Here is a 24,332-nt window from a genome sequence, read left to right as displayed (position 1 = left end):
TCCCCCTGTGCTCTGGAGTACGTAGATGACGGCTGAGACTGCCTCTGCACTGACCGCCCGGGCCCTTCTCCTGGACATGGACGGGACCCTCGTCAACTCCGACGCGGTGGTCGAGCGCTGCTGGCGGCGCTGGTCCGAGCGGCACGGGCTCGACTTCGACGAGACCATCAAGGTCGTCCACGGGCGGCAGGGATACGCGTCGATGGCGGTGCTGCTGCCGGAGCGGGCCATGGAGGAGAACTACGCGGAGAACCGCGAGATGCTGGCCGCGGAGACCGCGGACATGGAGGGCGTCGTCCCCGTGCCGGGGGCCGAGGCCTTCCTGGCGTCTCTGGAGGGCCTGCCGCACGCGCTCGTGACGTCCGCGGATGTGCCCCTGTCCACCGGGCGGATGGCCGCGGCCGGGCTGTCGCTGCCTGCCGTGCGGGTCACCGCGGAGAGCGTGGGGGCCAGCAAGCCCGACCCTGAGGGGTTCCTCAAGGGGGCCGCCGAACTGGGCTTCGAACCCGCTGACTGCGTTGTCTTCGAGGACTCCGGAGCGGGGATCGCCGCGGGGCTCGCGGCGGGTATGCGGGTCGTGGGGATAGGCCCCCGGGCCGGGGAGTTCGGGCCCACCGTGCATGTTGACGACTTGACGCGGGTCCGGGTGGAGCCGGTCGAGGGTGGTTCGCTGCGGCTGACGTTCGGCTGATCCGCAGCTGTTCTTCGGCCTCGGTCTCCGGTCTTCGGCCTCGGTCTTCGGTCTCTGGTTGCCGTTCGGGCAGCGGGGCAGCCGGGCTGCCGGCCAGCGGGTTGCCGGCCAGCGGGGCAAGGGGTGAGCCGCCCAGCTGGCCCGAGCCCCGTCAGGGCGCGGGGAACCGCGCGACCAGCCCCACGCACCCGCGGACGAAAGCCGGCCGGGGCAGCTGTGACCGGCGTGAGCCGGGCCTACGGCTCCCTCGTCTCCCGCTCCAGCGCCTCCCGCGTCCTCTTCCCGTAGACCCCCTCGCCGTCCGTCTGCGTCCCGCGGGCGTACTGGAAGCGGGTCACCGCGTCGGCCACCGGGGTGTCGTACGTGCCATGGGCCTCGCCCATGTACAGGTACAGCTGCCGCAGGCGCTGCTGGAGTTCCTCGACCTCCGGGCCCCTGTCACCGCGCTCCAGGACGCCGTCGGCCCTCGGAGTCGCCGACTCCACCGAGCCCGTTGCCCGCGCCGTCGAGCGGCTCGGCGGCGGGGTCGACCGCGGCCTGGGCGATGCCGAGCGTGATGGGGACGGGGAGGGGCCGGTCCTGGGCGACGCGGACGCGGACGAGGAGGTGGACGAGGAGGTGGACGTGGACGGGGGCGCGGAGGGATCCGGGGAAGCCGGCGACGACGGGCGCTCCGTGGCGGAGTCGGACGGTGCGGTCGCCGCACGCGTCGGCACGTCCGGCATCGCCTGCTCCCGTTGCGGCTTGTCGGGTGAGAGCAGCACCGCCGCGAGCACCGCGACGGCCACCACGGCCACCACCGCGCTCACCCCCGCGTACAGGCCGGCACGACCGCGCCGCGGTTCCGGTTCGTCGTCGTAGGCCTCGTACTCCTCGTCGTACGGCAGAGGGGCCGGGGCTGAGGGCAGGGCGCCCTCCGACGTGCCCCCCTCCGACGTGCCCCCCTCCGACGCGTCGCTCGCCAACGCGTCGCCCGCCGCGAAAAGACCCACATCCGCCGACCGCGGCGGAGCCACGGCCTCCGGCGGGAGAACGGGCGCGGGAGCCGGGCCCGGTTCGGGCGCCGCATCCCCCGCGGGCCCGGGCTCCGGCAGCGTCACATACGGACGTATTCGCAGCGGATCGAAGTCCTCCGCGGCGGCCGCGGCCACGGCCCTCGCGTCCCGTGCCGCGTCGGCGGCCCGCTCCGTACAGCCGCAGGCAGGCGCGCTGCCCGGCTCCCGCGACGTACCGCATTCGGGACATCGCTGACCGTCCCGGCGGCCTTCGGCGCCGTTCGGACGTCCTTCCTCCGTGCTGCTCACTCTTCGTATCCCACCCCTAGAGAACTCCAGCGATTATGCAGACCCCCGGTTCAACAGGCCATAACGGGTCACACGGACCAGGATGGAGAGGGAGTGCCCTCGCGAGGACACGCGGGAGCCCTCAGGAGGTGTCCATGACGCAGGACGTCAGCGCCCGCCCCGAGGGGCCGGAGCCAGATCCCGTCCCCGGGCCCCCGGACGAGCACGCGCACGGCGGCGTACTGGTCTCCATCGGTGCGCTGCTGCTCGGCATGCTGCTCGCCGCCCTCGACCAGACCATCGTCTCCACCGCACTGCCCACCATCGTCAGCGAGCTCGGCGGCATGGAGCACCTCTCGTGGGTCGTCACCGCGTATCTGCTCGCCGCCACGGCCGCGACGCCGCTCTGGGGCAAGCTCGGCGACCAGTACGGCCGCAAGAAGCTGTTCCAGCTGGCCATCGTGATCTTCCTGATCAGTTCGGCCCTCTGCGGCATGGCGCAGAACATGCCGCAGCTCATCGGCTTCCGCGCGCTCCAGGGAATCGGCGGCGGCGGTCTGATGGTCCTGTCGATGGCGATCGTCGGTGACATCGTCTCGCCGCGCGAACGAGGCAAGTACCAGGGCCTGTTCGGTGCGGTCTTCGGTGCGACGAGCGTCCTCGGTCCGCTGCTCGGCGGCCTGTTCACCGAGCACCTCAGCTGGCGCTGGGTCTTCTACATCAACCTGCCCATCGGCGTCGTCGCGCTCCTCGTCATCGCCGCGGCCCTGCACATACCGGTGCGCTCGACGAAGCACACCATCGACTACCTCGGCACCTTCCTGATCGCGGCCGTCGCCACCTGCCTCGTCCTCGTCGCCTCGCTCGGCGGCACGACCTGGGAGTGGGGCTCGCCGCAGATCGTCGCCCTCGCGGTGCTCGGCGTCGTGCTCGCCGTGGCCTTCGTGTCCATCGAGCGAAAGGCGGCCGAACCGGTCATTCCGATGAAACTGTTCCGGGTCAGGACGTTCACGCTCTCCGCGATCATCAGCTTCGTGGTCGGCTTCGCGATGTTCGGCGCGATGACCTATCTGCCGACGTTCCTCCAGGTCGTCCAGGGCGTGTCACCGACGATGTCGGGTGTGCACATGCTGCCGATGGTGATCGGCATGCTGATCTCGTCCACCGCTTCCGGCCAGATCGTCAGCCGCACGGGACGCTGGAAGGTGTTCCCGATCGCGGGCACGGGAGTCACCGCCCTCGGTCTGCTGCTGCTCCACCAGCTCGACGAGAACAGCGGCACGGGCGAGATGAGCGCCTACTTCTTCGTCTTCGGCTTCGGGCTCGGCCTGGTCATGCAGGTCCTGGTGCTCATCGTGCAGAACGCGGTCCCGTACGGGGACCTGGGCGTGGCCACGTCCGGCGCGACGTTCTTCCGCTCCATCGGAGCCTCGTTCGGTGTCGCGATCTTCGGCACCATCTTCGCCAACCGGCTCGTCACCAAGCTCGACGACGCCGTGGCGGGGCAGCAGTTGCCGCCCGGCGTCAGCGCGGACTCCCTCAAGGCCGACCCGCGCGGCATCGCCGAACTCCCGGCGGCACTACGGCCCGGCGTCGTGCACGCGTACGCGTCGTCCATCACGGACGTCTTCCTGTACGCGGCGCCGGTGGCCCTGGTCGCGTTCGTCCTGGCCTGGTTCCTGCGCGAGGACAAGCTGCGCGGCTCGGTCATGGCGCCCGATCCGACGCAGACGCTCGCCAGCAATCCCGTCGAGCGTTCGTCGTACGACGAGGTGGCGCGGGCGCTCTCGGTGCTCGGCACGCGGGAGGGCCGCCGCGAGATCTACGTACGCATCACCGAGCGCGCGGGCTACGACCTGCTGCCCGGTGCCAGCTGGCTCCTCCTGCGCATCAGCCGGCACGGCCACGTGGAACCGGCGATGCTCGCCGAGCGCAGCACCGTGCCGCTGTCCGTGATCACGGCGGCGTCCCGCCAGGTCGAAGAGCGCCGCCTCGCCTGCCGCGAGGGCATGGGCCTGCGCCTGACCGACGAGGGCCGGGCGGCCGTCGCCAAGCTGGCCAAGGCCCGCGAGGAGTCCCTGGCCGAGCTGCTCGGCGACTGGTGGGGCCCCGACCGGCCCACCGACCTGGTCAAGCTCGTCGAGGAGCTAGGCGCCGAGATGTGCGGCTCGGACGCCGAACAACCGCACAACGGTCCGCACGGCGGTAAGACCGGCAGGCCCGGCAGGCCACCACAGCGCGGCGTTGCGGCCTGAGCGGCGCCGCAACGCCGCTCCGGCCCGCGGCCGGTGAAGCTCCACCGGGCTCAACGCGCCGCCGGAGCCAGCTTCTTGGCGTACCAGCACTCCGCGTACTTCCGCTCGGTCAGCGGCTCGCTCTCCTCGTAGCCATGCCGTGCGTAGAGCGCTCTGGCCTCGACCAGATCGAGGCGGGTGTCGAGGATGAGGCGCTCCGCGCCGAGTGCGCGGGCGGCGTCCTCGGCGGCGGCGAGGAGGAGCGCGGCGCCGCCCTTGCCGCGCATGTCCTCACGGAGGTAGACGCGCTTGAGCTCAGCGGTGCGGAAACCCAACAGGTCGCCCATGAACCGCACCCCGGCCGTGCCCGCGGGCTCGCCGCCGAACCGGGCGACGAGGAGGGCGCCGGTGGGCGGGCGGAGGTCCTCGCCCGTCTCGGCGGCGATCTCGCGCTCCAGCTCTTCGGGGTCGGTCCTGCGCCTCTCGTGGAGCAGGTAGTACCGGTCGCTCATTTCCGTGTAGTACGCGCGCCAGAGCGCGGCGGCGACGGAGGAGCCGACGGTTTCGGGGGTGACGGTCCAGGAGGCGGGCCCCGCGGAGCTGGTCTCGATGTGGCTCATGAGGGCCATTGTCGGGACGCGACTGCCGTGCCCCGCAAGCGAATTACCCTCGCCGGGCGCCTGCGCTCAGTCCTTGCGGCCGGTCGCGGCAACGCTGACGCCGAGCCCGATCATGGTGAGACCGCCGGCCCCGCCGATCATCGAGAGCCGCCGCGGCGAGTGCGCGAACCAGCCGCGCGCGGTGGCCGCCACCAGACCCCACACACTGTCGGACGCCAGGGCGATGGCGTTGAAGACGAGGCCGAGCACCAGCATCTGCAGCATGACGTGCCCCTGCTCGCGGTCGACGAACTGCGGCAGTACGGCGGCGAAGAAGACGATCGTCTTCGGGTTGGCCACCCCGACCGCGAACCCTTCCCACAACGTGCGCAGCCCGCTGTGGGCGGGAGCGTCACCGGTGAACGCGGCGTACAGCGAACGGCGTTGGCGCACCGCCTTGACCCCCAGATACACGAGGTAGGCGGCGCCCAGCAGCTTCAGAGCGGTGAAGACGACGACGGAGCGCTCGACGACGGACCCGACCCCGAGCGCGACGGCCACCACGAGCACGTAGGCGCCGACCGTGTTCCCCACCACGGAGGTCAGCGCGGCCCGGCGCCCCTGCGCCAGCGCCCGCCCGATCACGAACAGGACGCTGGGCCCGGGAATCACGATGAGCAGGAACGACATGGCCGCGAAGGCGAGTATGCGGTCGGTGGACATCATGGTGCTCATGGCACCACGGGGGCGGTGCGCGCCGGTACCGCTTTTTTTCCGGCCCCAGCCGCCCCGCCCGCCGGCCGCTACTGGCTCTTGGGCGCGGCCTGCTGCACGACCTCGAACGACCACACCGCGGCGCTGCTGGAAGCGGGCTTGGGCCGCTCGCCACCGGCCGCGCCGCCGCCCTGGTGCGCGGCCTTCATCGGGCCCTCCATCCACGCCTTGAAGGACTCCTCGTCACGCCAGCGGGTGTAGACCAGGTAGTCGTCGGTGCCTTCGATGGGACGCAGCAGCTCGAACCACTCGAAGCCGTCCGAGTTCTCCACGGCGCCCGCGCGGGACGCGAAGCGCTTCTCCAGGACCTCTCGCTGCTCGGCGGGGACGGTCAGGACGTTGATCTTTACGATGCTCATGCGCCCATCCTCGCGCATGCCCCCGTTCATCCACCTGCCCCCTGCGCTCGGTCCGGGTGGCGTTCGCGCCAGGTGCGGGCCACCTCGTCGACGTCGAAGGGCCTCAGGCCGAGGGGCGGGCCCGGGGGCGGCATGCGCAGGGACTCGCGGATCTTGGTGTTGAGGTCGGTGACGAGTTTGCGGGCCGCCTGCTCGGAAGGGGCGTCCGGCGCCGCGGCCAGGACGTCCTCGGCCTCCTTGCGCAGGGCGAGGGTCGGAGGCAGGTGCGAGAGGCCCTCGCGGGCCATCTTCTGTTTGATCCACCATTGCTCGTCGTGCGATGTGGTGTTCAGGCCGTCCGGCAGTGGCTTGCCGCGGCCTTTCAGGGTGGCGAAGTCGCCCCGCTCCTCGGCCTCGCGGATCTGCTTGTCGATCCAGGACTCGAAACTGACCTCAGGTGGTTTCCGTTCAGTCATGCGTCCATTGTTCCAGGCGGTCGTGCGGTCGCGTGAGGTGCGCCATAGGATGCGGCGGCGTGGGGGCGTGTGCGGCCGCCGCGCGTTCTGACCGCTGAGAGCTGGGGGAGCGTACGTGCTGGAGCTGACCATGGCCTCGTTGTCCGGGGCGGACGAAGGGGCGACGGCGGGCATGCTCATGGCTGACGCGCCGAGCGCACCGGGTTCCGTGTTGCGGGTGGGGCGCGATCGCAGCGTGTGCCGTCTTGTGCCGCCCGAGGACTGGCTTTTCGTGTCGCGTACGCATCTGGAGTTCCGCTGCGGGCCCGACGGTTCCTGGACCGTCACCTGGCTGCGCGGGTCGCATCCCGAGCCCGCCTCACAGGTGCTTCTCACCGTGGGCGGGGCGCCGTCGCCTCTCGCGTACGGGGGGACGGCGCCGTTGCCCCGGGGCGGTTCCGGTGACGTCGTCATCCAGGACCGGGCCGGGCCGCGCAGCGTGAACGTCGGGTTCTATCAGGAGGGTTGAGGCAGGAGGGTCGGGGGAGGGCTTGCTTCGGCCGGCCGGCCGGCGTAGCGCTCAGTCCAGTACTCGGGCCAGCGCCAGGCCGTCGTACCCCTTCGTGCCCACCGTCTGCAGCGCCGTGCCGCTCAACTTCGGGTGCTCGGCGATGATTTCAAGCGCCTTGCGTGTGCCCTGGACGCTGGGGTCCACGGAGTCGGCGTGGGCCACCGCGCCGCTTCGTACGACGTTGTCGATGATGATGAGGCTGCCGGGGCGGGTGAGCTTGAGCGACCACTCCACGTAGTGCGGGTTGTTGGCCTTGTCCGCGTCGATGAAGACCAGGTCGAAGGGGGCCGTGTCCTCGGCCACGAGCGCGGCGAGCGAGTCGTTGGCCGGGCCCACCCGGACCTCGGTGAGCTTGTCGAGGCCGGCGCGGGCGAGGTTGCCGCGGGCCACGTCGGCGTGGACCGGGGAGTACTCCAGGGTGACGAGGCGGCCGTCCGCGGGCAGGGCGCGGGCCAGCCAGATGGTGCTGTAGCCGCCGAGCGTGCCGATCTCGAGGATGCGGTGCGCGCCCTGGATCTGGGCGAGGAGCTGGAGCAGCTTGCCCTGGTTCGGTGCGACGCTGATCTGCGGCAGACCGGCGGCGTCGCTGTCGTGCAGGGCCGCCGTCAGTGCCTCGTCGGCGGGGGTCAGGAGGTCGGTGAAGTACGTGTCGACGGCGGTCCATTGCTGCTGGGTCATGGGGGCCTTTCCAGGTACTCGTTAGGTTCGCTAACGATGTTAGTGGGGGCGGGGTCGATTGTCAGTGGCGGCTCGCATACTGGGGTCGTCGGTCCGTGATGGCGGGACGAGGGCTGTGGGCTGCGGGGGTTGAGATGACGTACGGGACTGGGACAGAGGCGGGGGTCGGGGCCGGGCAGGTGTTGCCCGCGTCGGCGGTCCGGGGGCTTGCCGAGCGGTGGCTGGCGCTGATGGCTTCGCCGGGGGTGGGGTCGGGAGCGGGGCTCGGGCGGGCGCAGGGGCACGGCGTCGCGGCAGGGGCCGGGGACTTCGTGTGCTCGCCCGCCGGGCTGTGGCTCGCGCTGGCCGCCGTCGCGGTGGGCGCGCGGGAGGAGACAGCCGGGGAGCTTCGGGAGTTGCTCGGTGTCGCGGGGGAAGAGGCCGCCGGTGCGGTCACGGCGGCGGCGCGGGCGTTGGACGGCACGGACGCGGTGGCCGTCGCCACCCGGGTGTGGAGCCGGGTTCCGGTCTACCGCGCCTATCGGGAGGCGCTGCCGGACGTGGGATTCGGGCCGATGGACCCCGAGGGCATCGACGCGTGGGTGCGGGAGGCGACGGACGGTCTCATCGAGCGGCTGCCGGTGGTGATCACCCCGGATGTGCTGCTGGTTCTGGTCAACGCGCTCGCGCTCAAAGCGCGTTGGGAGATCCCCTTCGAAGGGGCGGGTACGCGGGATCAGGACTTCACGGATGCCCTCGGTGTGCGGCACCGGGTGCCCACGATGCACCGGCCCGTTCCGCTGAACTGCGCCTGGACAGTGGGCGGCGCGAGTGTCGTCGAGCTGAAGTGCCGGGCGGAGGACGGAAGGGGTGGAGGGGGCCGAAGCGGCGGAAGCGGCGGCAGGGCGCCTGCCCGGGTGCGGTTCGTGCTCGGTGAGCCGGGCGCCGGGGCTGCCGAGGTGCTGCCGCTCGCGTGGGCGCCGGAAGGCCGCTGGACGGGGATCGACGCCGAGCAGATCAACATGGCACTGCCGCGGATGTCCTTGCGGACGCGGATCGACGCGACGGAGCAGTTGGCGGCTTTGGGCGTGCGGTGGGCGATGAGCGAGGGGGCCGACTTCTCCGGGATGTCACCGGAGAAGCTCGCGATATCGCAGGTGGTGCAGGAGGCCGTGGTGAAGGTCGCGGAGGAGGGGGTCGAGGCGGCGGCGGTGACGGCTGTGCCGATGGCTCCCGGTGGGGCGCCGTATGTCCCTCGACGGATCGAGTGGATCGCCTTCAACCGGCCGTTCGGGGTTGTGGTGCTTGATGGGGCGGGGGAGGTGCCGTTGTTTGCGGGGTGGCAGGCGGGGGTGCCGGTCCCTGCGGGGGCTACGGGGTAGGGCGGGGGCTACGGGGTAGGGCGGGCCCTGCGGGGCTTTCCCCCATCCCGCCCCTTCCCGAAACCAAGGGGCTCGCCCCCTGGACCCCCGAAAAGACGGCCTCAAACGCCGGCCGGGCTGGGTGGGGTGGCCTCAAACGCCGGCCGGGCTACTTCTCCACCGCCGGGCGCGACCCCGGCAGCGGACGCCCCGCGCTCTCGCTCATGAACCACACCGCGATGCCGCCCACCACGGCCGCGGCCATCATGTAGTACGCGGGCATCATCATGTTCCCCGTCGCTCCGATCAGTGCCGTCACCACCAGCGGTGTCGTGCCTCCGAAGATCGATACGGAGATGTTGAAGCCGATGGAGAGCGAGCCGTAGCGGACCTTGGTCGGGAAGAGGGCGGGGAGCGTCGACGGCATCGAGGCCGTGAAGCAGACCAGGAGCAGGCCGAGCGCCGCCATGCCGAGGCCGATCGCCCAGAGCGAGCCCTCGCGGATCAGGAGCAGGGCGGGGACGGAGAGGAGCAGGAAGCCCACGCAGCCCGCGGCGATCACCGGGCGGCGGCCCACCCGGTCGGTCAGCGCGCCCGCGAACGGCTGGACACACATCATCAGCGCCATCACGGCGAGCACGACCAGGAGCCCGTGCGTCTCGTCGTACTTCAGCTCGCTCGTCAGATAGCTCGGCATGTACGAGAGGAGCATGTAGTCCGTGACGTTGAAGACCAGGACCAGGCCCATGCACAGGAGCAGCGCCTTCCACTGGCCCTGCACCATGTCGCGCAGGCGCACCTTCGGGCGGGACTGCTCGTCCTTGTGCGCCTTGCTGAGCTCCGCGGCGAACGCCGGGGTCTCCTCCAGCCTCATCCGCAGGTACAGGCCGATCAGGCCCATCGGACCCGCGATCAGGAAGGGGATGCGCCAGCCCCAGGAGAGCAGGTCATCGGTGGAGAGCAGGGCCGTCATCAGGGTCACCAGGCCCGCGCCGCCGATGTAGCCCGCGAGGGTGCCGAACTCCAGCCAGCTGCCGAGGAATCCCCGCTTCTTGTCGGGCGCGTACTCGGCGATGAACGTGGCAGCGCCCGCGTACTCGCCGCCCGTCGAGAAGCCCTGCACCAAGCGGGCGAGCAGGAGCAGGATCGGGGCGCCCACGCCGATGGAGGTGTAGGACGGGATCAGGCCGATCGCGAAGGTTCCCGCGGCCATCATGATCATGGTGAGGGCGAGGATCTTCTGGCGGCCGATGCGGTCGCCGAGCGGGCCGAAGACCATGCCGCCGAGCGGCCGGATCAGGAAAGCCGCCGCGAAGGCACCGAAAGTGGAGAGCAGTTGGGCCGTGGGGTTGCCCGAGGGGAAGAAGACCTTGCCCAGCGTCACGGCGATGTAGCTGTAGACGCCGAAGTCGAACCACTCCATCGCGTTGCCGAGGGCTGCCGCCTTCACCGCCCGCTTGACCAGCGCCGGGTCGACGACAGTGACGTCCGCCGAGGCGTGCGCGGACGGAGGGGCCTGGGTCTGCGGGGCGACGGGTGCGACGGATGCGGCTGCCGGCAAGGGTTCGCTCGCCTGCCTCTCGGTTGGCTACAAGTGCAGAGCCGCCCAGCGCGGGGCGGCCCGCAAGCGACCATAGGTGTAGGCGGCATCATTACGGTCGGTGTCCGGCCAACAGCACACTGGTCCGAAAGTGCCGCTATCCAGGGCAAATGGTTCCGCTTCCGGTGGTGGCGAGAAGACGTCCTTGTGATCTATGTCGCGGCTTCCGCGAGGAACCGCCCCACGGGGTGCGGGCCGTCGTTCCATGGATGAGAGGTGGACGGCCTGTGGAGATCCGGTCGCCAACCGGACAAAAGGGCTGGTTAGGAAGTCTGCGCAAAAGCCGGTAGAAAGCGGTGTGGCTGCCAGGTGAAATGGGGGTTGCGCGCGTCTTATCCGAAGGCGCGGGCCTTTCGGGCCCGACCGCACATCTCGGAGCCGAGGGAGAACTCTCGGAGCCGACCGGACGTTGGGACCGAGCAGAGATGTTGAGCGGGGCGGGAGGGCCGACGGCGCGTGGCGAATATTGAGCACGGGGGACCGGGAAATGCCTTTGGGGCGGGGACGCCCGGCACACCGAGGACGCGGATCGGGGCGCTCCGCGTCGCCCTCTGGCTGATCGCTGCCGTACTCGCGGTACGACAGGTGGCGGTCGTCCTGCGTACGCCGAAAGGTGAGCGGCTGACCGACCTGGAGACCTGGATCGGCCCGGACGGCGTCCTGCATGTGAACGGTTCCTTCTACGACGCGGACAAGTTCACCGGCACTCCCTTCGCCGGACTCGTGCTCAAACCCTTCTCGCGTGCCGCCGAGCAAGCGCTCGGCTGGGGCTGGACGTTCGGCACGCTGACCCTGGTCGTGATCCTCGGCATGGTCGCGGCTCGGGCGCTGCCGCAGCCCGTGTCCCGGCGCACCTCGCTGCTCGCCGCGCCCGTCGCGATCTGCCTCCTGATGCTGTCGCTCCCGGTGCGCAACACCCTGCACCTGGGCCAGACCAGCATCATTCCCGTACTCCTCGTCCTGCTCGGCTGCTTCGCGGTGCGCGGAGAGCGGGCCAGCGGCGTGCTCATCGGCATCGGGGCCGCGCTCCAGCCCACCCTGCTGCTCTTCGCCGCCCTGTTCTGGTTCACCGGCCGCGGCCGTGCCACGGCGTCCACCGGCGCCACCTTCCTCGCCGTCACCGCCCTCGCCTGGGCCGCGATGCCGCACGACTCGTGGACGTACTGGATCCACCACCTGGCGGGCGCGGGCCTCGGCGCGAGCCCGGACGGTCTCGCCAACCAGTCGCTGCACGGCGCCCTGCTCCGGTTCGGCCTCGAAGGGCCCCTGGAGATCGGCGCCTTCGTGGTCCTGAGTGTGGCCGTCATCTGGTTCGGCGTGCGCCGCGCCGTCCGCTTCGCCAAGGACGGGCAGCTGCTGCTCGCCGTCGCGATCACCGGCTGCGTCGCCGTCGCGGTGTCCCCGACGACCTGGCAGCACCAGCTCCTGTGGGTGCTGCTCGCGGTGGTCGGCCGGGTCGGCAGGAAGCAGTCCGACCGGTACATGTGGCCGGTCGCCGTCGTCCTCGTGTCGACGCTGCCGGCGAAGATGATGCTGCCGAACATGCCGGTCGTGGAGCCCATCCGCCACAACATCGTGTTGATCGCCGCGCTCGCCGCCGCCACGGTGGTGCCGTTCCTGTCCCGCACGGACCCGCAGTACCAGGAGCCCATCCCGACCGACTACGCCAAGCCCGCCCTGGCGCGCTGGAGTTGGGTGCCGCTGCTCCCGTTCTGGCGGCGGGTCACGACCCGGCCGAACCTCCTCCTCGAACTGCTCCTGATCCGCGTCGGCTACTCCGCCTACCAGCAGGCGCGGCTCGCCGCGACGGGCGGCACCAACTCGGGCGGCCGTGTCACCGCCGAGCAGCACGGCGAACACGTCTACGCGATCGAGCAGTTCCTGCGCATCGACATCGAGCACTGGGTCAACCACGCGGTGGTGAAGGTCAGTTGGCTGGAGGAGTTCTTCAACTTCTACTACACGTCGTTCCACTTCGTGGTGCCGCTGACCGTCCTCGGCGTGCTCTACGTCCGGCGCCCCGCCGACTACCGCTGGGCCCGCACCGCGCTCGGCTTCGCGACGGTCCTCGCGCTCGTCGGGTTCTGGCTCTACCCGCTGGCCCCGCCGCGTCTGATGCCCGAGCTCGGCTTCATCGACACGGTGCACGGCGTGCAGGACTTCACCCAGCCCGACTACGGCACCCTGACCGCGCTCACCAACCAGTACGCGGCGATGCCCTCGCTGCACTTCGGCTGGTCGCTGTGGTGCGGTGTGGTGATCGTGATCCTCGCGCCGAAGCTGTGGATGAAGGCGCTCGGACTGCTGCATCCGCTGTTCACGGTCTCCGCGATCGTCGCCACCGGAAACCACTGGGTCCTTGACGCGGTGGGCGGCGCGGCCGTCGTCGGCGCGGGCTTCGGCCTCGGCTACCTCCTGGCCGGCCCCCGGGTGGGCAGCACCCTGAAGGTGGCCACGGGGGCACAGCCGCCGGTCATCGACATGACGAAGGACTCGGCGAAGGACCGTACCCCGAGCTGATCTTGTACGTGCCCGGGGTGGAGACCGTGAGCCGGGTGAACTCGCCCTGCTGCCGCAGGCAGGCTCCCTCGGCCCGGAGCCACCGCGAGTACACCAGGCGCAGCGTCACGGGCTCACGCGTGGGGACGCGCACCACCATGGCGGAGCCGGTGGACCGCACGACGGTCGCGGGCTTCGACACCATCGGCACCGCGTCCTGCACCCGGAACACCTGCCAGTGCGCGTCCCGCCACACCGGCTCGAGCCACTTGGGGCCACTGGCGACGAGGGCCGCCTCGTCCTCGGCGAACCCGTCCGGCTTGCCCGAGGGCAGCACCACGTAACTGACCGCCCACTTGTCCAGCCAGGCCCGGTAGGTGGCCGCCGAGAAGGACCCGTCGTAGAACAGGCGACCGCGCTCGATGTCGAGCTGACGGTTCCAGCCGCGCGCCATGTTCACGTACGGCGCGAGGGCCGTGGCCTCGCGGTGATTGCGGGCCGGGACCACCTCCACACGCCCCCGGTCGGCGCCGAGCCGCTCCAGCTCCCGCACCACGCCCCGGGTGTCGGCGGCCCACTTCGGCACGGCCGTCGACACCGTCAGATCGTCCGCCGTCTTCTGCGTCACCCACGCCGTGGACAGCACGAGCGCGACGCTGAGCACGATGCGGCGTACGCGGGACAGCGCGGGCATCAGCAGGGCGCCGAGCAGCGCGGCGGGCGCGAGCAGCTCGGCGAGGCGCTCGACGTTCGTGCCGATCGGGGACGGGATGAGGTACGTCAGGACCGTCCCGGCCGCGTACACCCCGGCCCCCCACCGCAGCACGCGCCACTCGCGCGGAGCCGCCACGATGAGCGCGAGGCCGAACAGTACGGGCGGGAAGATCCGGTCGAAGGGCATCAACTGCTCGCCGGTGAACGGGAAAAGCACGGTGGTCGCCCCCACGACCACCACCGGCGGCACGATCAGGGCCGCGGCCCGGCCCCAGTCGCGTACGAGGAAGTAGGCGGCGCCCGCCACCACGAGGAAGAGCCCCGCCACCGGGCTGGACATGGTGGCGAGCGCCGCGCACGCCACGGCCGCCACCACGCGCCGCTCCCGCACGAGCACCAGGCAGGCGGCGAACCCGAAGGCGATGCCGAGTGCGAACGTCGTGCGCCCGGACGCGACGTTGCACCAGACCGCGAGCGAGGCGAGGACGGCGGGCCACAGCGGGCGCCGCATGCCGGTGCGTTCGACGAGCGCGGCGACCAGCCAGGCACCGGCGACGCCCGACACCACCGTCACCGTCTTCACGCCCACGGCGGCCATCAAGTAGGGCGAGATCAGGCTGTAGTTGGCGGTGTGCATGCCGCCGTACCAGAACAGGCCGTACGCGGATGCGCCGTGCTCCGACGCGAAGCGCGCCCAGGCGTACTGCGCCGCCAGGTCGCCGCCGCCGGTGGCGAGGAACACCGCCCACACCGCGTACAGCGGAAGCGTGGGCAGCGTGGCGATGAGCGGGATCCGGTGGCGGCGGCAGAAGGCGCGGAGGGAGGTCTTCCGCTCACTGGGTGTGCTGCCCGATGGCGCGAGGGGGAGACCTGCACAGACCACGGCAACCGTTTCCGTTCGAAGTCTTGGAGTAGCAAGGCTTACTCCTCAAGACGCCGCACGCAACGGAAACGTTGGCTCCGGGCGGCGCCTGGCCGGATCTGTCCCCTGATCGGACAGGCCGCCGGGACAGGCTGCCAAGGCAGGCCGCCAGGGGGAGGCAGGGGCAGGGCGTAGGGGGGAATCGCCCCTGCCTCCCTGGCCGCAGGTCAGCCCGTGCTGACCTGCAGTTCCTTGACCCCGTTCAGCCATGCCGAGCGGAGTCTGCGGGGGTCGGAGACCAGACGCAGATCGGGCAGCGCGTCCGCGATCGCGTTGAAGATGAGGTTGATCTCCAGGACCGCGAGCGACTTGCCGAGGCAGAAGTGCGGGCCTCCGCCGCCGAAGCCGAGGTGCGGGTTCGGGTCGCGGGAGATGTCGAACTTCCCGGGCTCGTCGAAGACATCGGGGTCGTTGTTGGCCGAGGAGTAGAAGATCCCGACGCGGTCGCCCTTCTTGATCTTCGCCTCGCCGATCTCGGTGTCCTGGGTGGCGGTGCGCTGGAAGGAGACGACGGGGGTGGCCCAGCGCACGATCTCCTCGGCGGTGGTCCCGGGGCGCTCGCGTTTGAAGAGCTCCCACTGCTCCGGATGGGTGAGGAAGGCGTGCATGCCGTGGGTGATGGCATTGCGGGTGGTCTCGTTGCCGGCCACCGCGAGCAGGATGACGAAGAAGCCGAACTCGTCGGAGGAGAGGTTTCCTTCGTCCTCGGCGGCCACCAGCTGGCTCACGATGTCCTTGGCCGGGCACTCCTTGCGGGCGGCGGCGAGATTCATCGCGTACGAGACGATCTCCATGGCCGCCTCGGCGCCGACCTCCTCGGTGATCGCGTACTCCGGGTCGTCGTAGGCGGCCATCTTGTTGGACCAGTCGAATATCTTCGTCCGGTCGTCCTGGGGCACGCCGATGAGCTCGGCGATGGCCTGGAGGGGAAGTTCGACGGCGACGTTCGTGACGAAGTCGAAGGAGCCGTCCGCTGCGGCGTTCGCCAGGGCCGTCTCGACGATGGAGCCCGCGCGGTCGCGCAGGGCGTCCTCCAGGGACCGTATGGCGCGGGGCGTGAAGCCGCGCTGCACGATCTGGCGGACCCGGGTGTGCTCGGGCGGGTCCATGTTGAGCATGATCATCTTCTGTACTTCGATCTGGTCGCGGCTGATCGACTCGTTGAAGCGGATGACCGCGGTGTTGAGATTGGAGGAGAACAACTCGGGGTGCGTGGAGACGTACTTGACGTCCTCGTGCCGCGTGACGGCCCAGTAGCCCGCGTCGTCGAAGCCGGAGATGCGCGGCGGCTGGGCGATCCAGCGCACCGGTTCCGTCTGCCGCAACTGGGCGAACTCCGGGAGGGGTACGCGCTCTTGGAGCAGGTCGGGGTCGGTGAAGTCGAACCCGTCGGGCAGCGCTGGACAGGGCATCGGCAACTCCAGGAGTTCAGGTCTGACATCTCTGCAGCTTTCCTGACGGTCCATCAGGAGATGCCCCGCAAGGTAGTAACGGGTTCTACAAGAGGCAAGGCCCGTGACCGCACGGCTTTCGTGCAGGTAGTGCGCAAGGTGCGTGCAAGCCCCTTGCGGCGGTGGGGTCGCGCTCAGCAGACTGCATGCAGAACTAGAACGCGTACTAGTTCTCCGCGTGGGTGCCGGGACACCCCCGCGGGATGTGGATGGAGAGGACGCCCATGGCCGCGGAACCTGTCATCGTCGAAGCCGTACGCACCCCCATAGGTAAGCGCGGCGGCGCGCTCGCCAATCTCCACCCCGCCTATCTGCTCGGCGAGACCTACCGAGAGCTCCTCGGCCGTACGGGCATCCACGCCGACTGCGTCGAGCAGATCGTGGGCGGCACGGTCACCCACGCCGGGGAGCAGTCCATGAACCCGGCGCGCACGGCCTGGCTCACGATGGGCCTCCCGTACGAGACCGCGGCGACGACGGTGGACTGTCAGTGCGGCTCGTCGCAGCAGGCGAGCCACATGGTCGCCAACATGGTCGCGGCCGGTGTCATCGACGTGGGGATCAGCTGCGGCGTCGAGGCGATGTCACGGGTGCCGCTGGGTTCGGGCTCCAAGCACGGTCCCGGCAAGCCGTTCCCCGAGGAGTGGAACGTCGACCTGCCCAATCAGTTCGAGGCCGCCGAGCGGATCGCCCGAAACCGGGGCCTCACGCGGGAGAACGTCGACTCGCTCGGCCTCATCTCGCAGGAGCGCGCCGGCACCGCCTGGGCCGAGGAGCGCTTCAAACGCGAGACGTTCGCCGTCCAGGTCCCGACGACGGAGGAGGAGCAGGCCGCCGGGCAGGGCATGTGGCGGCTCGTCGACCGGGACGAGGGCCTTCGGGACACCACGATGGAGGGCCTTGAGCGGCTCAAGCCCGTGATGCCGACCGCCGTGCACACCGCGGGGAACTCCTCGCAGATATCGGACGGCGCGGCGGCGATCATGTGGGCGTCGAAGCGGATGGCGCGGGCGCTGAAGCTGAAGCCGCGCGCGCGGATCGTCGCGCAGGCGCTGGTGGGTGCCGATCCGCACTTCCACCTCGACGGGCCGATCGACGCGACGCGGGCGGTCCTGGGCAAGGCCGGGATGTCCCTGAAGGACATCGACCTCGTGGAGATCAACGAGGCGTTCGCGTCGGTGGTCCTCAGCTGGGCGCAGGTCTTCGAGCAGGACCTGGAGAAGGTGAACGTGAACGGCGGCGCGATCGCGCTGGGGCACCCCGTGGGGGCGACGGGGGCGCGGCTCATCACCACGGCTCTGCATGAGCTGGAGCGACGGGACAAGGAGTTCGCGCTGATCACGATGTGCGCGGGGGGCGCTGTCGCTACGGGGACGATCATTCAGCGGCTGTAGGCCGTTCCGGAATCCGAAAACGCCGGACGGGCTGGGATGTCCAGCCTGTCCGGCGTTTGAGGACGAACTCGGCGGAGCCGGTGATCTCCGGTGCGCCGCGACGGAGTTCGGCTCAGTAGGAGCCGTTCGCCTGCCAGTGAGCCCATGCGCCAGTCGGGCTGCCGTAGCGGTCGTTCATGTAGTCGAGGCCCCACTTGATCTGGGTCTCGGGGTTGGTCTTCCAGTCCGAGCCCGCCGAAGCCATCTTCGAGGCGGGGAGGGCCTGGACCAGGCCGTAGGCGCCGGAGGAGGAGTTCGTCGCCTTGTGGTTCCAGCCGCTCTCGTGCTCCACGATCTTGCTGAACGCCTTGTACTGAGCGGGGTCCGGGATCATCTTCTTCGCGATCGCCTGGGCCGAGGAAGGCGCCGCGGCGGGAGCGGCGGCCGGAGCGGCGGCCTTCGCCTCGGTGGGGGCCGCGGCCTGGGCCGGGCCCGCCATGAACACCATGCCGGACGTGGCGGCTGCCACAGCGACACCGGTGAGGGCCTTCTTCGGAGTGGCGATACGGCGGAGGAGCGTGGCGGACAAAGCGTGACCTTCCGTGGGGGACAGAGTGTCGCGGGCACGCCGTGGGCCACGGTGTGTGGCGGGAGGAATGCGTCGGCACCCTGGACCTGTCGGTCGTCGGCGCCGTGCGACTCGATCCAGAGAAGCAGGGCCGGCGCGTCTCCGCAATGACCCCTTTTACTAGTGGATGTCGCATCCGAGTAGAAGGTCCTTTGTGTGACGTGGCTCTCAATCCCCAGGTCAGACCGCTTTTTGACGCGTGCGCGTCAGAGTTGATGATCTACGGCCCTGCTTAGTGGAGGACCAAGGTCCTGTGGGCCGCCTCACCGTGAAGGGACCCCTTCGGTGACGGAGAGCCGACGGCCGCCTACAGCTTGGGCCCCTCGAATGTGACCTGGGCCTCGAAGGCGGCCCGGCGCGTGGCCCGGCGCAGCGCCCTCAGCACGGCGGGGCCGAGGGCGAGGCTCAGCAGGACGGTGACGACGGCGCGGGGCAGGTCCCAGCCCAGCGAGGTCGCCAGGCAGTACGCGATGAAGCGGCCCAGGTTGTCGCCGACCGGGTCGCCGGGCACGAAGGAGACGCCGGTCGCGAGACCGCCGAGGTAGGGCCAGCCCTGCAGATTCATGACGGTGCCGTACAGGACGGACGAGACGGCCCCGTAGGCGGCGAGCAGCCACAGCTCGCCGCGCCCGCGGATGCTGTCGGGCCCGGGCAGCAGCCCCGCGCCCATGCAGACCCACCCCATGGACAGCATCTGGAACGGCATCCACGGACCCACGCCGCCGGTGAGCAGCGCGGAGGCGAACATGGACACGGCGCCGAGCACGAACCCGAACCCGGGCCCAAGGACGCGCCCGCTGAGCACCATGAGGAAGAACATCGGCTCGATCCCGGCCGTCCCCGCCCCCAGCGGCCGCAGCGCGGCACCGGCGGCGGCGAGGACCCCGAGCATCGCGATGGCCTTCGCGTCGAGCCCGACATCGGCGATGGTCGCCACGACCACGGCGAGCAGCAGCGGCAGCAGGGCCGCGAACAGCCAGGGCGCGTCCTGGGCGTGCGCGCTCAGCCCCGATTCACCGCCCGCGATGAGCGGCCACCCGAAGGCCACCACGCCGACCGCGCTGACGAGGGCGAGGGCGCCGACCGAGCGCGGGCCGAGACGGATGGGGCGGGCCTGACCGGAGCCCGCCCGGCGGGAAACGGGAGAACGGCTCACGCGGGCCCACCCCCGGAATCCAACGCGTCCCGTACCTCCGCGACCGTCAGCCACTTCTGCGGGGCAAGGATCTTGGTGGTCTGCGGGGCGAAGGACGGGGAAGCGACCACGATCTCCGCGGTCGGGCCGTCGGCGACGATCTCCCCGTCGGCGAGGATCGCCACCCGGTGGGCCAGTTCCGCCGCCAGTTCCACGTCGTGCGTGGCCAGGACGATCGCGTGGCCCTCGACGGCCAGGCCGCGCAGGAGCGTGACCAGACGGGCCTTGGCCGCGTAGTCGAGGCCGCGGGTCGGCTCGTCGAGCAGGAGCAGGGGAGGGCGGGCCGTGAGGACGATCGCCAGGGCCAGGGTGAGGCGCTGGCCCTCCGAGAGGTCGCGGGGGTGCGTGTCGTCCGCGATGCCGGGGAGCAGCTCGGTGACCAGCGCGCGGCAGGTGCCCTCGGAGGCCGCCGCGTCATGGTCGGCCGCCGCGCACTCGGCGGCCACCGTGTCCGCGTAGAGGAGGTCCCGGGGTTCCTGGGGGACAAGGCCCACGTGGCGGATCAGCTCGCGCGGCCCTGTGCGGTGCGGGACCGCGCCGCCGACGCGGACCGAGCCCGCCGCCGGTTCGAGCAGCCCCACCAGGGTCGAGAGGAGCGTGGACTTTCCGGCGCCGTTGCGGCCCATCAGGGCCACCGTCTCGCCCGCGGAGACGGTGAGGTCCACCCGGCGCAGGGCCTCCACCCGGCCCCGGCGGACGGCCAGGGCGGAGACCACGGCGGCCGCCGCTTCGGGTGCGTCCCCCTTCGTACGTCCACGGAGTCGGCCCAGGAACGTCGCGGGGCGCTCATCGGGGCGCACGGCCACGACCTCCTCCCGAGGCTCGGCCCCGGCCAGGCGCTCCCGCAGCGCACCCGCCCTGCGCCGCGCGTCCCGCACCGTCAGCGGCAGCGGTGACCAGCCCGCGAGGCGGCCGAGGCCCACCACAGGCGGGTAGACCGGCGAGCGGGCCATCAGCGACGCGGGATCCCCGAGCACGGGCGGCTCGCCCGGCGCCGCGAGCAGCAGCACCTGGTCCGCGTACTGAACGACCCGCTCCAGGCGGTGCTCGGCCATCAGGACCGTCGTGCCCAGGTCGTGCACGAGCCGCTGCAGTACGGCGAGTACCTCCTCCGCGGCGGCCGGGTCGAGTGCCGACGTCGGTTCGTCGAGGACGAGGACCTCGGGGTGCGGTGTGAGCACCGAGCCGATGGCGACGCGCTGCTGCTGGCCGCCGGAGAGGGTGGCGATGGGGCGCTCGCGCAGATCGGCGAGCCCGAGCAGGTCCAGTGTCTCCTCGACCCGGCGGCGCATCACGTCGGGGGCGAGCCCGAGCGACTCCATCCCGTAGGCGAGCTCGTCCTCGACCGTGTCCGTCACGAAGTGCGAGAGCGGGTCCTGGCCCACCGTGCCGACGACATCGGCGAGTTCGCGGGGCTTGTGGGTCCGGGTGTCGCGCCCCGCCACGGTCACACGGCCCCGCAGCGTGCCCCCGGTGAAGTGCGGCACGAGGCCGCTCACCGTGCCGAGCAGCGTCGACTTGCCGACCCCGGAAGGACCGACGAGGAGCACCAACTCGCCCTCGGGCACGGCGAGATCGACCCCGCGCACGGTGGGCTCGGCGACCCCTTCGTACGTCACGGAGACATCCTCGAAGCGGATCATGAGGACTCCTTGGTGCGACCGGGGGCGCGAACAGGGGCGGAGGCGGCGGAATCGGCGGGCACCGGCGCCACGAAGGCGGGCAGCAGGCCGATGAGCACGGCGGCCGCGGGCCACAGCGGCAGCGTCGGCGCCGTCAGGGGGACGACCCCGGGATGCAGGGCGGACGCGTCGTAGGTGGCCGCCCAGACCATCAGGCCCGCCACCGCGATCCCCGACCCGGCGACGAGCCAGGCGCGCACGCCCCACGGGTCGGGCCGGTAGCGGGTGCGCACGGAGCGCCGGCCGCCGAGGCGCAGTCCCGCGAGGGCGGCGACGAGACCGGCGCCGAGGACCGGCAGACCGTAGCCCGTACCGTCGGCGGAGAGCAGGCCGTACGTACCCGCGCAGACGCCCATCAGGCCGCCGAGCGTCAGGAACGCGGTCGCCCTGCGTACCCCGGCGGGCACCGGCGCGCTGCGGCCGAAGCCGCGCGCGTCCATCGCGGCGGCCAGGGCTACCGACCGCTCCAACGCGCCCTCAAGGACGGGCAGCCCGACCTGGAGCAGCCCCCGGATGCCCTTGTCCGCGCGCCCGCGAAGGCGTCGCGCGGCCCGCAGGCGCTGCACATCCATGATCAGGTTCGGTGCGAACGTCATCGCCACGACGATGGCGACCCCCACCTCGTACAGCGCGCCCGGCAGCGACTTGAGCAGCCGAGCCGGGCTTGCGAGCGCGTTGGCGGCGCCCACACAGATGAGGAGACCGGCCAGGCGCACCCCGTCGTAGAGCGCGAAGAGCAGCCCCTCGGCCGTCACGCGGCCCCCGATCCGTACGCCCTTCGCCCAGTCGGGCAGCGGCACTTCGGGAAGCGTCACGATGACGTGCGAACCGGGGATGGGGGAGCCGAGGACGACGGCGAAGACGAGCCGGATCGCGATCACGACCAGGCCCAGCTTCACGAAGGCGCCGTAGGACCGTGCCCACGGCGCCGACGTCCTGCGCGCCGCGACGACATAGCCCGCGACCCCGATCAGGAGGCCGAGCAGCAGCGGGTTGGTGGTGCGGGACGCCGCGACGCCGAGGCCGAGCGCCCACACCCACCAGGCGCCCGGGTGCAGCGCGTTGCTCCGGTGCGCTTCGGGGGCCAGCCGCCGCCGCAGCGCACCGGGAGCGGTGCTCGGGTGATCGCTCATCGTGCGGTCAGCCGCGTCGGCGGCGTGCCTGCCAGACGGCGGCCCCGCCGAGCAGTGCGATGGCGGCCACGCCCGCGATCAGTCCGACGGAAGGACCGGAGTCGCTCTCCTCGTCGCTCGCGGTCGGCTTCTTCTTCGTGTCCTCCAACTCGCCGTTGCCCGCGACCTGCTCGCCGCAGCCCGCCTTCGGGTAGTCGGCGATGGCGCACAGCAGCGCGTTGCTGTCGTAGCGCAGGGGCTTGGCGACCGCGGCGAGGGCGTCCGCGCTCGTCGCGTCGTCCGCGATCCGCGCGCAGGCGGTACGCGGTTTCGGCGGGCTCTCGCCGCCGGGGGCGTCACCCGGCGTGCCGAAGTCGATGACCAGGGCGATCCGCTTGCGGTCGTCCTTGGCGGGCGTCTTGGCGCAGATCGTGTCGAAGTCGGCGGCGCCGCGCGGCTTCGCGGAGTCCTGCGAGTCCTCGGACACGGAGAACCGGAAGCCCTGGACGGCCCCGTCGTCGGGACGGGCGGTGCTCGGCCCCTGGCTCGCGTACGCCCACTTCGAGCCGTCCCGGTCCCAGAAGGACCAGTAGCGGTAGCCGGAACCGGCGGCCTGGGCGGGGGCGGCGGCGAGGACGCCGAGCAGGGCGGCGAACAGCGCCCCGATCACCAGGCGCCCGCACCGCGCGCGACCCCGCGTCACAGCTGCTGCTTCTTCTTGTTGCCGCTGTACAGGAAGCCGATGCCGATGCCGGCGACCATGCCGACGCCGATGATCCACCAGATGCTCAGGCCGCCGTCGTCGCTGTCCTTCTTCTCGTCGGATGCCTGATCGGCCGCCTGCGGGGCGGGGCCCTGCGCGTTCAGCTGCTTGACCAGGTCCGCGCCGCCGAAGTCGCGCGGGTCCATGCCGGAGGCGTGGGCGGCGAAGATCAGCTGGGCGTGGGCGGCGGGGCCGGACTTCTCGGCCCACTGCGCGGAGTTCCTCGCCAGCCACTTGGCCGACTTCTCGGCCTGCTCCGGCTGACCGGCCGCGGCGAGCGCGAGCACGGAGTCGGCGGTGTTGCCCAGGTCGGGCATGTTCTTGGCGCCGGGCATCGACGACATCAGGTGGTCGTCACCCTTGGCGAGGGTCTTCAGGAGGTAGCCGGTGCCGTTCGACGCGGCCTGCTCGGCGGTGTCCGCCTTCGCGCACTTCGGTGCGGCTTCCTTCTTCTTGGCCGCGTCCACGACCAGGCCCTTGCCGTGGGCGCCGAGGACGCCCGCCGCGGTGGCGTCCGCGTTCGGCGAGAGCTTGCCGGACTTGACGTCCGCGAGGCCGAAGGCGCCGCCGTCCTTGGCACAGCTCATCGAGAGGGCGGGCAGCGCGTTGAACGCCGTCTTGCCGCTCTGGGCCTTCACGCCCTCCGGCTTCTCGCCCGCCGCGGTGAGCGCGCCGATGACGATGCCGGTGGAGTTGGCGTCGGAGTCCATGCCGGGGCTGTAGCCCCAGCCGCCGTCCTCGTTCTGCACCGACTTCAGCCAGCCGACGCTCTTGTCGACCGTCTTCTTCTGACCGCCGAGCGCGGCGAGCGCCTGCACGGCGGACGCCGTCGCGTTGCTGTCGAACATCGTCTTGGAGTCGCACGGCTCGCCCGCGTCGGCGCGGTAGGCGGCGAAGCCGCCGCTCGCGCAGCTCTGGCCGGTGAGCCAGTCGACGGCCTTCGCGGCGGGCTTCACACCGGCCGAGTCCTGGGCGAGCAGGGCGTACGACTGCCGGAACACCCCGTCGAACTTGGGGTCGGCGTCGCCGTACAGACCGGACGGCAGCTTGGCGGAGGGCGACGGTGACGCGGTGTCCGCGAAGGCGGCCGGGGCCGCGGTCGAACCGAACACGGCGACGGCGGCCAGGACCGCTGCGCTGCGGCGAACGTTCATGATGCGGCGGGTGCCTCTCCCTGCGGGGAGCGGGGCAGCACGGGCACGTAGCGGGCACGAGCACCGGGCGGCTCCGGCTCCGTATACCTCGACGGTGCCGGCCATCGGAGGTCCCGATGACGTGAGCCGGTCACGCTCCGTGCGGGGCAATCCGGCTCTCCTGCGGTCCTTGCGGACCGCGGATAACGGCTGCGGGTCAGCGCCGGATTCGCACCGGCTTCCCCCCGTACGGGCATGATGACGACGGAGGCCACTCTACCGGCCCGTAGGGGGAGC

General features: G+C 71.4%; 21 protein-coding genes. 6 read left to right on the top strand and 15 right to left on the bottom strand.

Features of this window, described 5'->3' with window-relative positions:
* The first annotated feature begins 25 nt into the window (after positions 1-25).
* Positions 26-691 (top strand): HAD-IA family hydrolase, encoded by a 666-nt coding sequence (locus ACZ5WE_RS03195; protein ID WP_467690786.1) that lies wholly within the window; start codon positions 26-28, stop codon positions 689-691.
* A 236-nt stretch (positions 692-927) separates the two neighbouring features.
* Here ACZ5WE_RS03195 and ACZ5WE_RS03190 read toward each other — a convergent pair whose 3' ends face one another.
* Entirely contained in the window at positions 928-1,995 is a 1,068-nt protein-coding gene (locus ACZ5WE_RS03190) for a peptidoglycan-binding domain-containing protein (RefSeq protein ID WP_467690784.1), read from the bottom strand.
* Positions 1,996-2,129: 134 nt separating this feature from the next.
* Here ACZ5WE_RS03190 and ACZ5WE_RS03185 point away from each other — a divergent pair, with 134 nt between their 5' ends.
* Entirely contained in the window at positions 2,130-4,229 is a 2,100-nt protein-coding gene (locus ACZ5WE_RS03185) for a DHA2 family efflux MFS transporter permease subunit (RefSeq protein WP_467690782.1), read from the top strand.
* 50 nt (positions 4,230-4,279) lie between these two features.
* On the opposite strand, the gene ACZ5WE_RS03180 is transcribed toward ACZ5WE_RS03185, so the two are convergent.
* The 4 genes from ACZ5WE_RS03180 to ACZ5WE_RS03165 all read right to left on the bottom strand — a co-directional run bounded on the left by ACZ5WE_RS03180 (position 4,280) and on the right by ACZ5WE_RS03165 (position 6,395).
* Positions 4,280-4,828, bottom strand: a complete 549-nt coding sequence (locus tag ACZ5WE_RS03180; protein WP_467690780.1) for a GNAT family N-acetyltransferase — start codon at positions 4,826-4,828, stop codon at positions 4,280-4,282.
* Positions 4,829-4,894: 66 nt separating this feature from the next.
* Positions 4,895-5,533 (bottom strand): LysE family translocator, encoded by a 639-nt coding sequence (locus ACZ5WE_RS03175; protein ID WP_467690934.1) that lies wholly within the window; start codon positions 5,531-5,533, stop codon positions 4,895-4,897.
* Positions 5,534-5,610: 77 nt separating this feature from the next.
* On the bottom strand, positions 5,611-5,940 hold the full coding sequence (locus ACZ5WE_RS03170; protein ID WP_467690778.1) for an antibiotic biosynthesis monooxygenase family protein: 330 nt from the start codon (positions 5,938-5,940) through the stop codon (positions 5,611-5,613).
* A gap of 26 nt (positions 5,941-5,966) precedes the next feature.
* A complete protein-coding gene (locus tag ACZ5WE_RS03165; RefSeq protein ID WP_467690776.1) occupies positions 5,967-6,395 on the bottom strand; it encodes a DnaJ family domain-containing protein in 429 nt (142 codons plus the stop codon).
* A 115-nt stretch (positions 6,396-6,510) separates the two neighbouring features.
* Here ACZ5WE_RS03165 and ACZ5WE_RS03160 point away from each other — a divergent pair, with 115 nt between their 5' ends.
* Entirely contained in the window at positions 6,511-6,903 is a 393-nt protein-coding gene (locus ACZ5WE_RS03160; protein ID WP_467690774.1) for an FHA domain-containing protein, read from the top strand.
* Between the two features lie 51 nt (positions 6,904-6,954).
* Here the strand turns inward: ACZ5WE_RS03160 and ACZ5WE_RS03155 are convergent, their stop codons facing one another.
* A complete protein-coding gene (locus ACZ5WE_RS03155; protein WP_467690772.1) occupies positions 6,955-7,623 on the bottom strand; it encodes an O-methyltransferase in 669 nt (222 codons plus the stop codon).
* A gap of 134 nt (positions 7,624-7,757) precedes the next feature.
* Between ACZ5WE_RS03155 and ACZ5WE_RS03150 the strand changes: the two genes are divergently transcribed.
* Entirely contained in the window at positions 7,758-8,984 is a 1,227-nt protein-coding gene (locus ACZ5WE_RS03150; RefSeq protein ID WP_467690770.1) for a serpin family protein, read from the top strand.
* A 148-nt stretch (positions 8,985-9,132) separates the two neighbouring features.
* Here ACZ5WE_RS03150 and proP read toward each other — a convergent pair whose 3' ends face one another.
* Entirely contained in the window at positions 9,133-10,524 is a 1,392-nt protein-coding gene (gene proP / locus ACZ5WE_RS03145) for a glycine betaine/L-proline transporter ProP (protein ID WP_467690769.1), read from the bottom strand.
* Between the two features lie 495 nt (positions 10,525-11,019).
* On the opposite strand from proP, the gene ACZ5WE_RS03140 reads away from it, so the two are divergent.
* Positions 11,020-13,083, top strand: a complete 2,064-nt coding sequence (locus ACZ5WE_RS03140; protein WP_467690767.1) for a bifunctional glycosyltransferase 87/phosphatase PAP2 family protein — start codon at positions 11,020-11,022, stop codon at positions 13,081-13,083.
* Here ACZ5WE_RS03140 and ACZ5WE_RS03135 read toward each other — a convergent pair.
* Together ACZ5WE_RS03135 and ACZ5WE_RS03130 are read right to left on the bottom strand one after the other, a co-directional pair.
* Entirely contained in the window at positions 13,037-14,659 is a 1,623-nt protein-coding gene (locus ACZ5WE_RS03135; RefSeq protein ID WP_467690765.1) for a hypothetical protein, read from the bottom strand. The two genes, ACZ5WE_RS03140 and ACZ5WE_RS03135, sit on opposite strands and share 47 nt — an antisense overlap.
* Before the next feature lie 206 nt (positions 14,660-14,865).
* Complete coding sequence (locus tag ACZ5WE_RS03130) at positions 14,866-16,110, bottom strand: cytochrome P450 (protein ID WP_467690763.1); 1,245 nt, start codon at positions 16,108-16,110, stop codon at positions 14,866-14,868.
* Positions 16,111-16,373: 263 nt separating this feature from the next.
* On the opposite strand from ACZ5WE_RS03130, the gene ACZ5WE_RS03125 reads away from it, so the two are divergent.
* The gene (locus tag ACZ5WE_RS03125; protein ID WP_467690762.1) at positions 16,374-17,543 is read left to right on the top strand and encodes a steroid 3-ketoacyl-CoA thiolase; all 1,170 of its coding nucleotides are present in this window, start codon (positions 16,374-16,376) and stop codon (positions 17,541-17,543) included.
* 112 nt (positions 17,544-17,655) lie between these two features.
* Here the strand turns inward: ACZ5WE_RS03125 and ACZ5WE_RS03120 are convergent, their stop codons facing one another.
* From ACZ5WE_RS03120 to ACZ5WE_RS03095, 6 genes are all read right to left on the bottom strand, one after another.
* On the bottom strand, positions 17,656-18,111 hold the full coding sequence (locus tag ACZ5WE_RS03120; RefSeq protein ID WP_467690761.1) for an aggregation-promoting factor C-terminal-like domain-containing protein: 456 nt from the start codon (positions 18,109-18,111) through the stop codon (positions 17,656-17,658).
* Between the two features lie 346 nt (positions 18,112-18,457).
* On the bottom strand, positions 18,458-19,306 hold the full coding sequence (locus tag ACZ5WE_RS03115; protein ID WP_467690760.1) for an ECF transporter S component: 849 nt from the start codon (positions 19,304-19,306) through the stop codon (positions 18,458-18,460).
* Positions 19,303-20,988 (bottom strand): ABC transporter ATP-binding protein, encoded by a 1,686-nt coding sequence (locus ACZ5WE_RS03110; RefSeq protein ID WP_467690758.1) that lies wholly within the window; start codon positions 20,986-20,988, stop codon positions 19,303-19,305. Before ACZ5WE_RS03110 ends, ACZ5WE_RS03115 begins: the two co-directional genes overlap by 4 nt.
* Positions 20,985-22,160, bottom strand: coding sequence for an energy-coupling factor transporter transmembrane component T (locus tag ACZ5WE_RS03105; protein ID WP_467690756.1), 1,176 nt, complete (start codon positions 22,158-22,160; stop codon positions 20,985-20,987). Before ACZ5WE_RS03105 ends, ACZ5WE_RS03110 begins: the two co-directional genes overlap by 4 nt.
* 7 nt (positions 22,161-22,167) lie before the next feature.
* Positions 22,168-22,842 carry an SCO2322 family protein gene (locus ACZ5WE_RS03100; RefSeq protein WP_467690755.1) on the bottom strand — a complete coding sequence of 225 codons (675 nt, stop codon included), beginning with the start codon at positions 22,840-22,842 and terminating at the stop codon, positions 22,168-22,170.
* Positions 22,839-24,056, bottom strand: coding sequence for a prenyltransferase/squalene oxidase repeat-containing protein (locus ACZ5WE_RS03095; protein ID WP_467690753.1), 1,218 nt, complete (start codon positions 24,054-24,056; stop codon positions 22,839-22,841). Before ACZ5WE_RS03095 ends, ACZ5WE_RS03100 begins: the two co-directional genes overlap by 4 nt.
* Positions 24,057-24,332 lie beyond the last annotated feature (276 nt).

The organism is Streptomyces sp. NPDC033180 (assembly GCF_055577645.1).
This window is presented reverse-complemented; position numbering and strand designations above follow the sequence as displayed.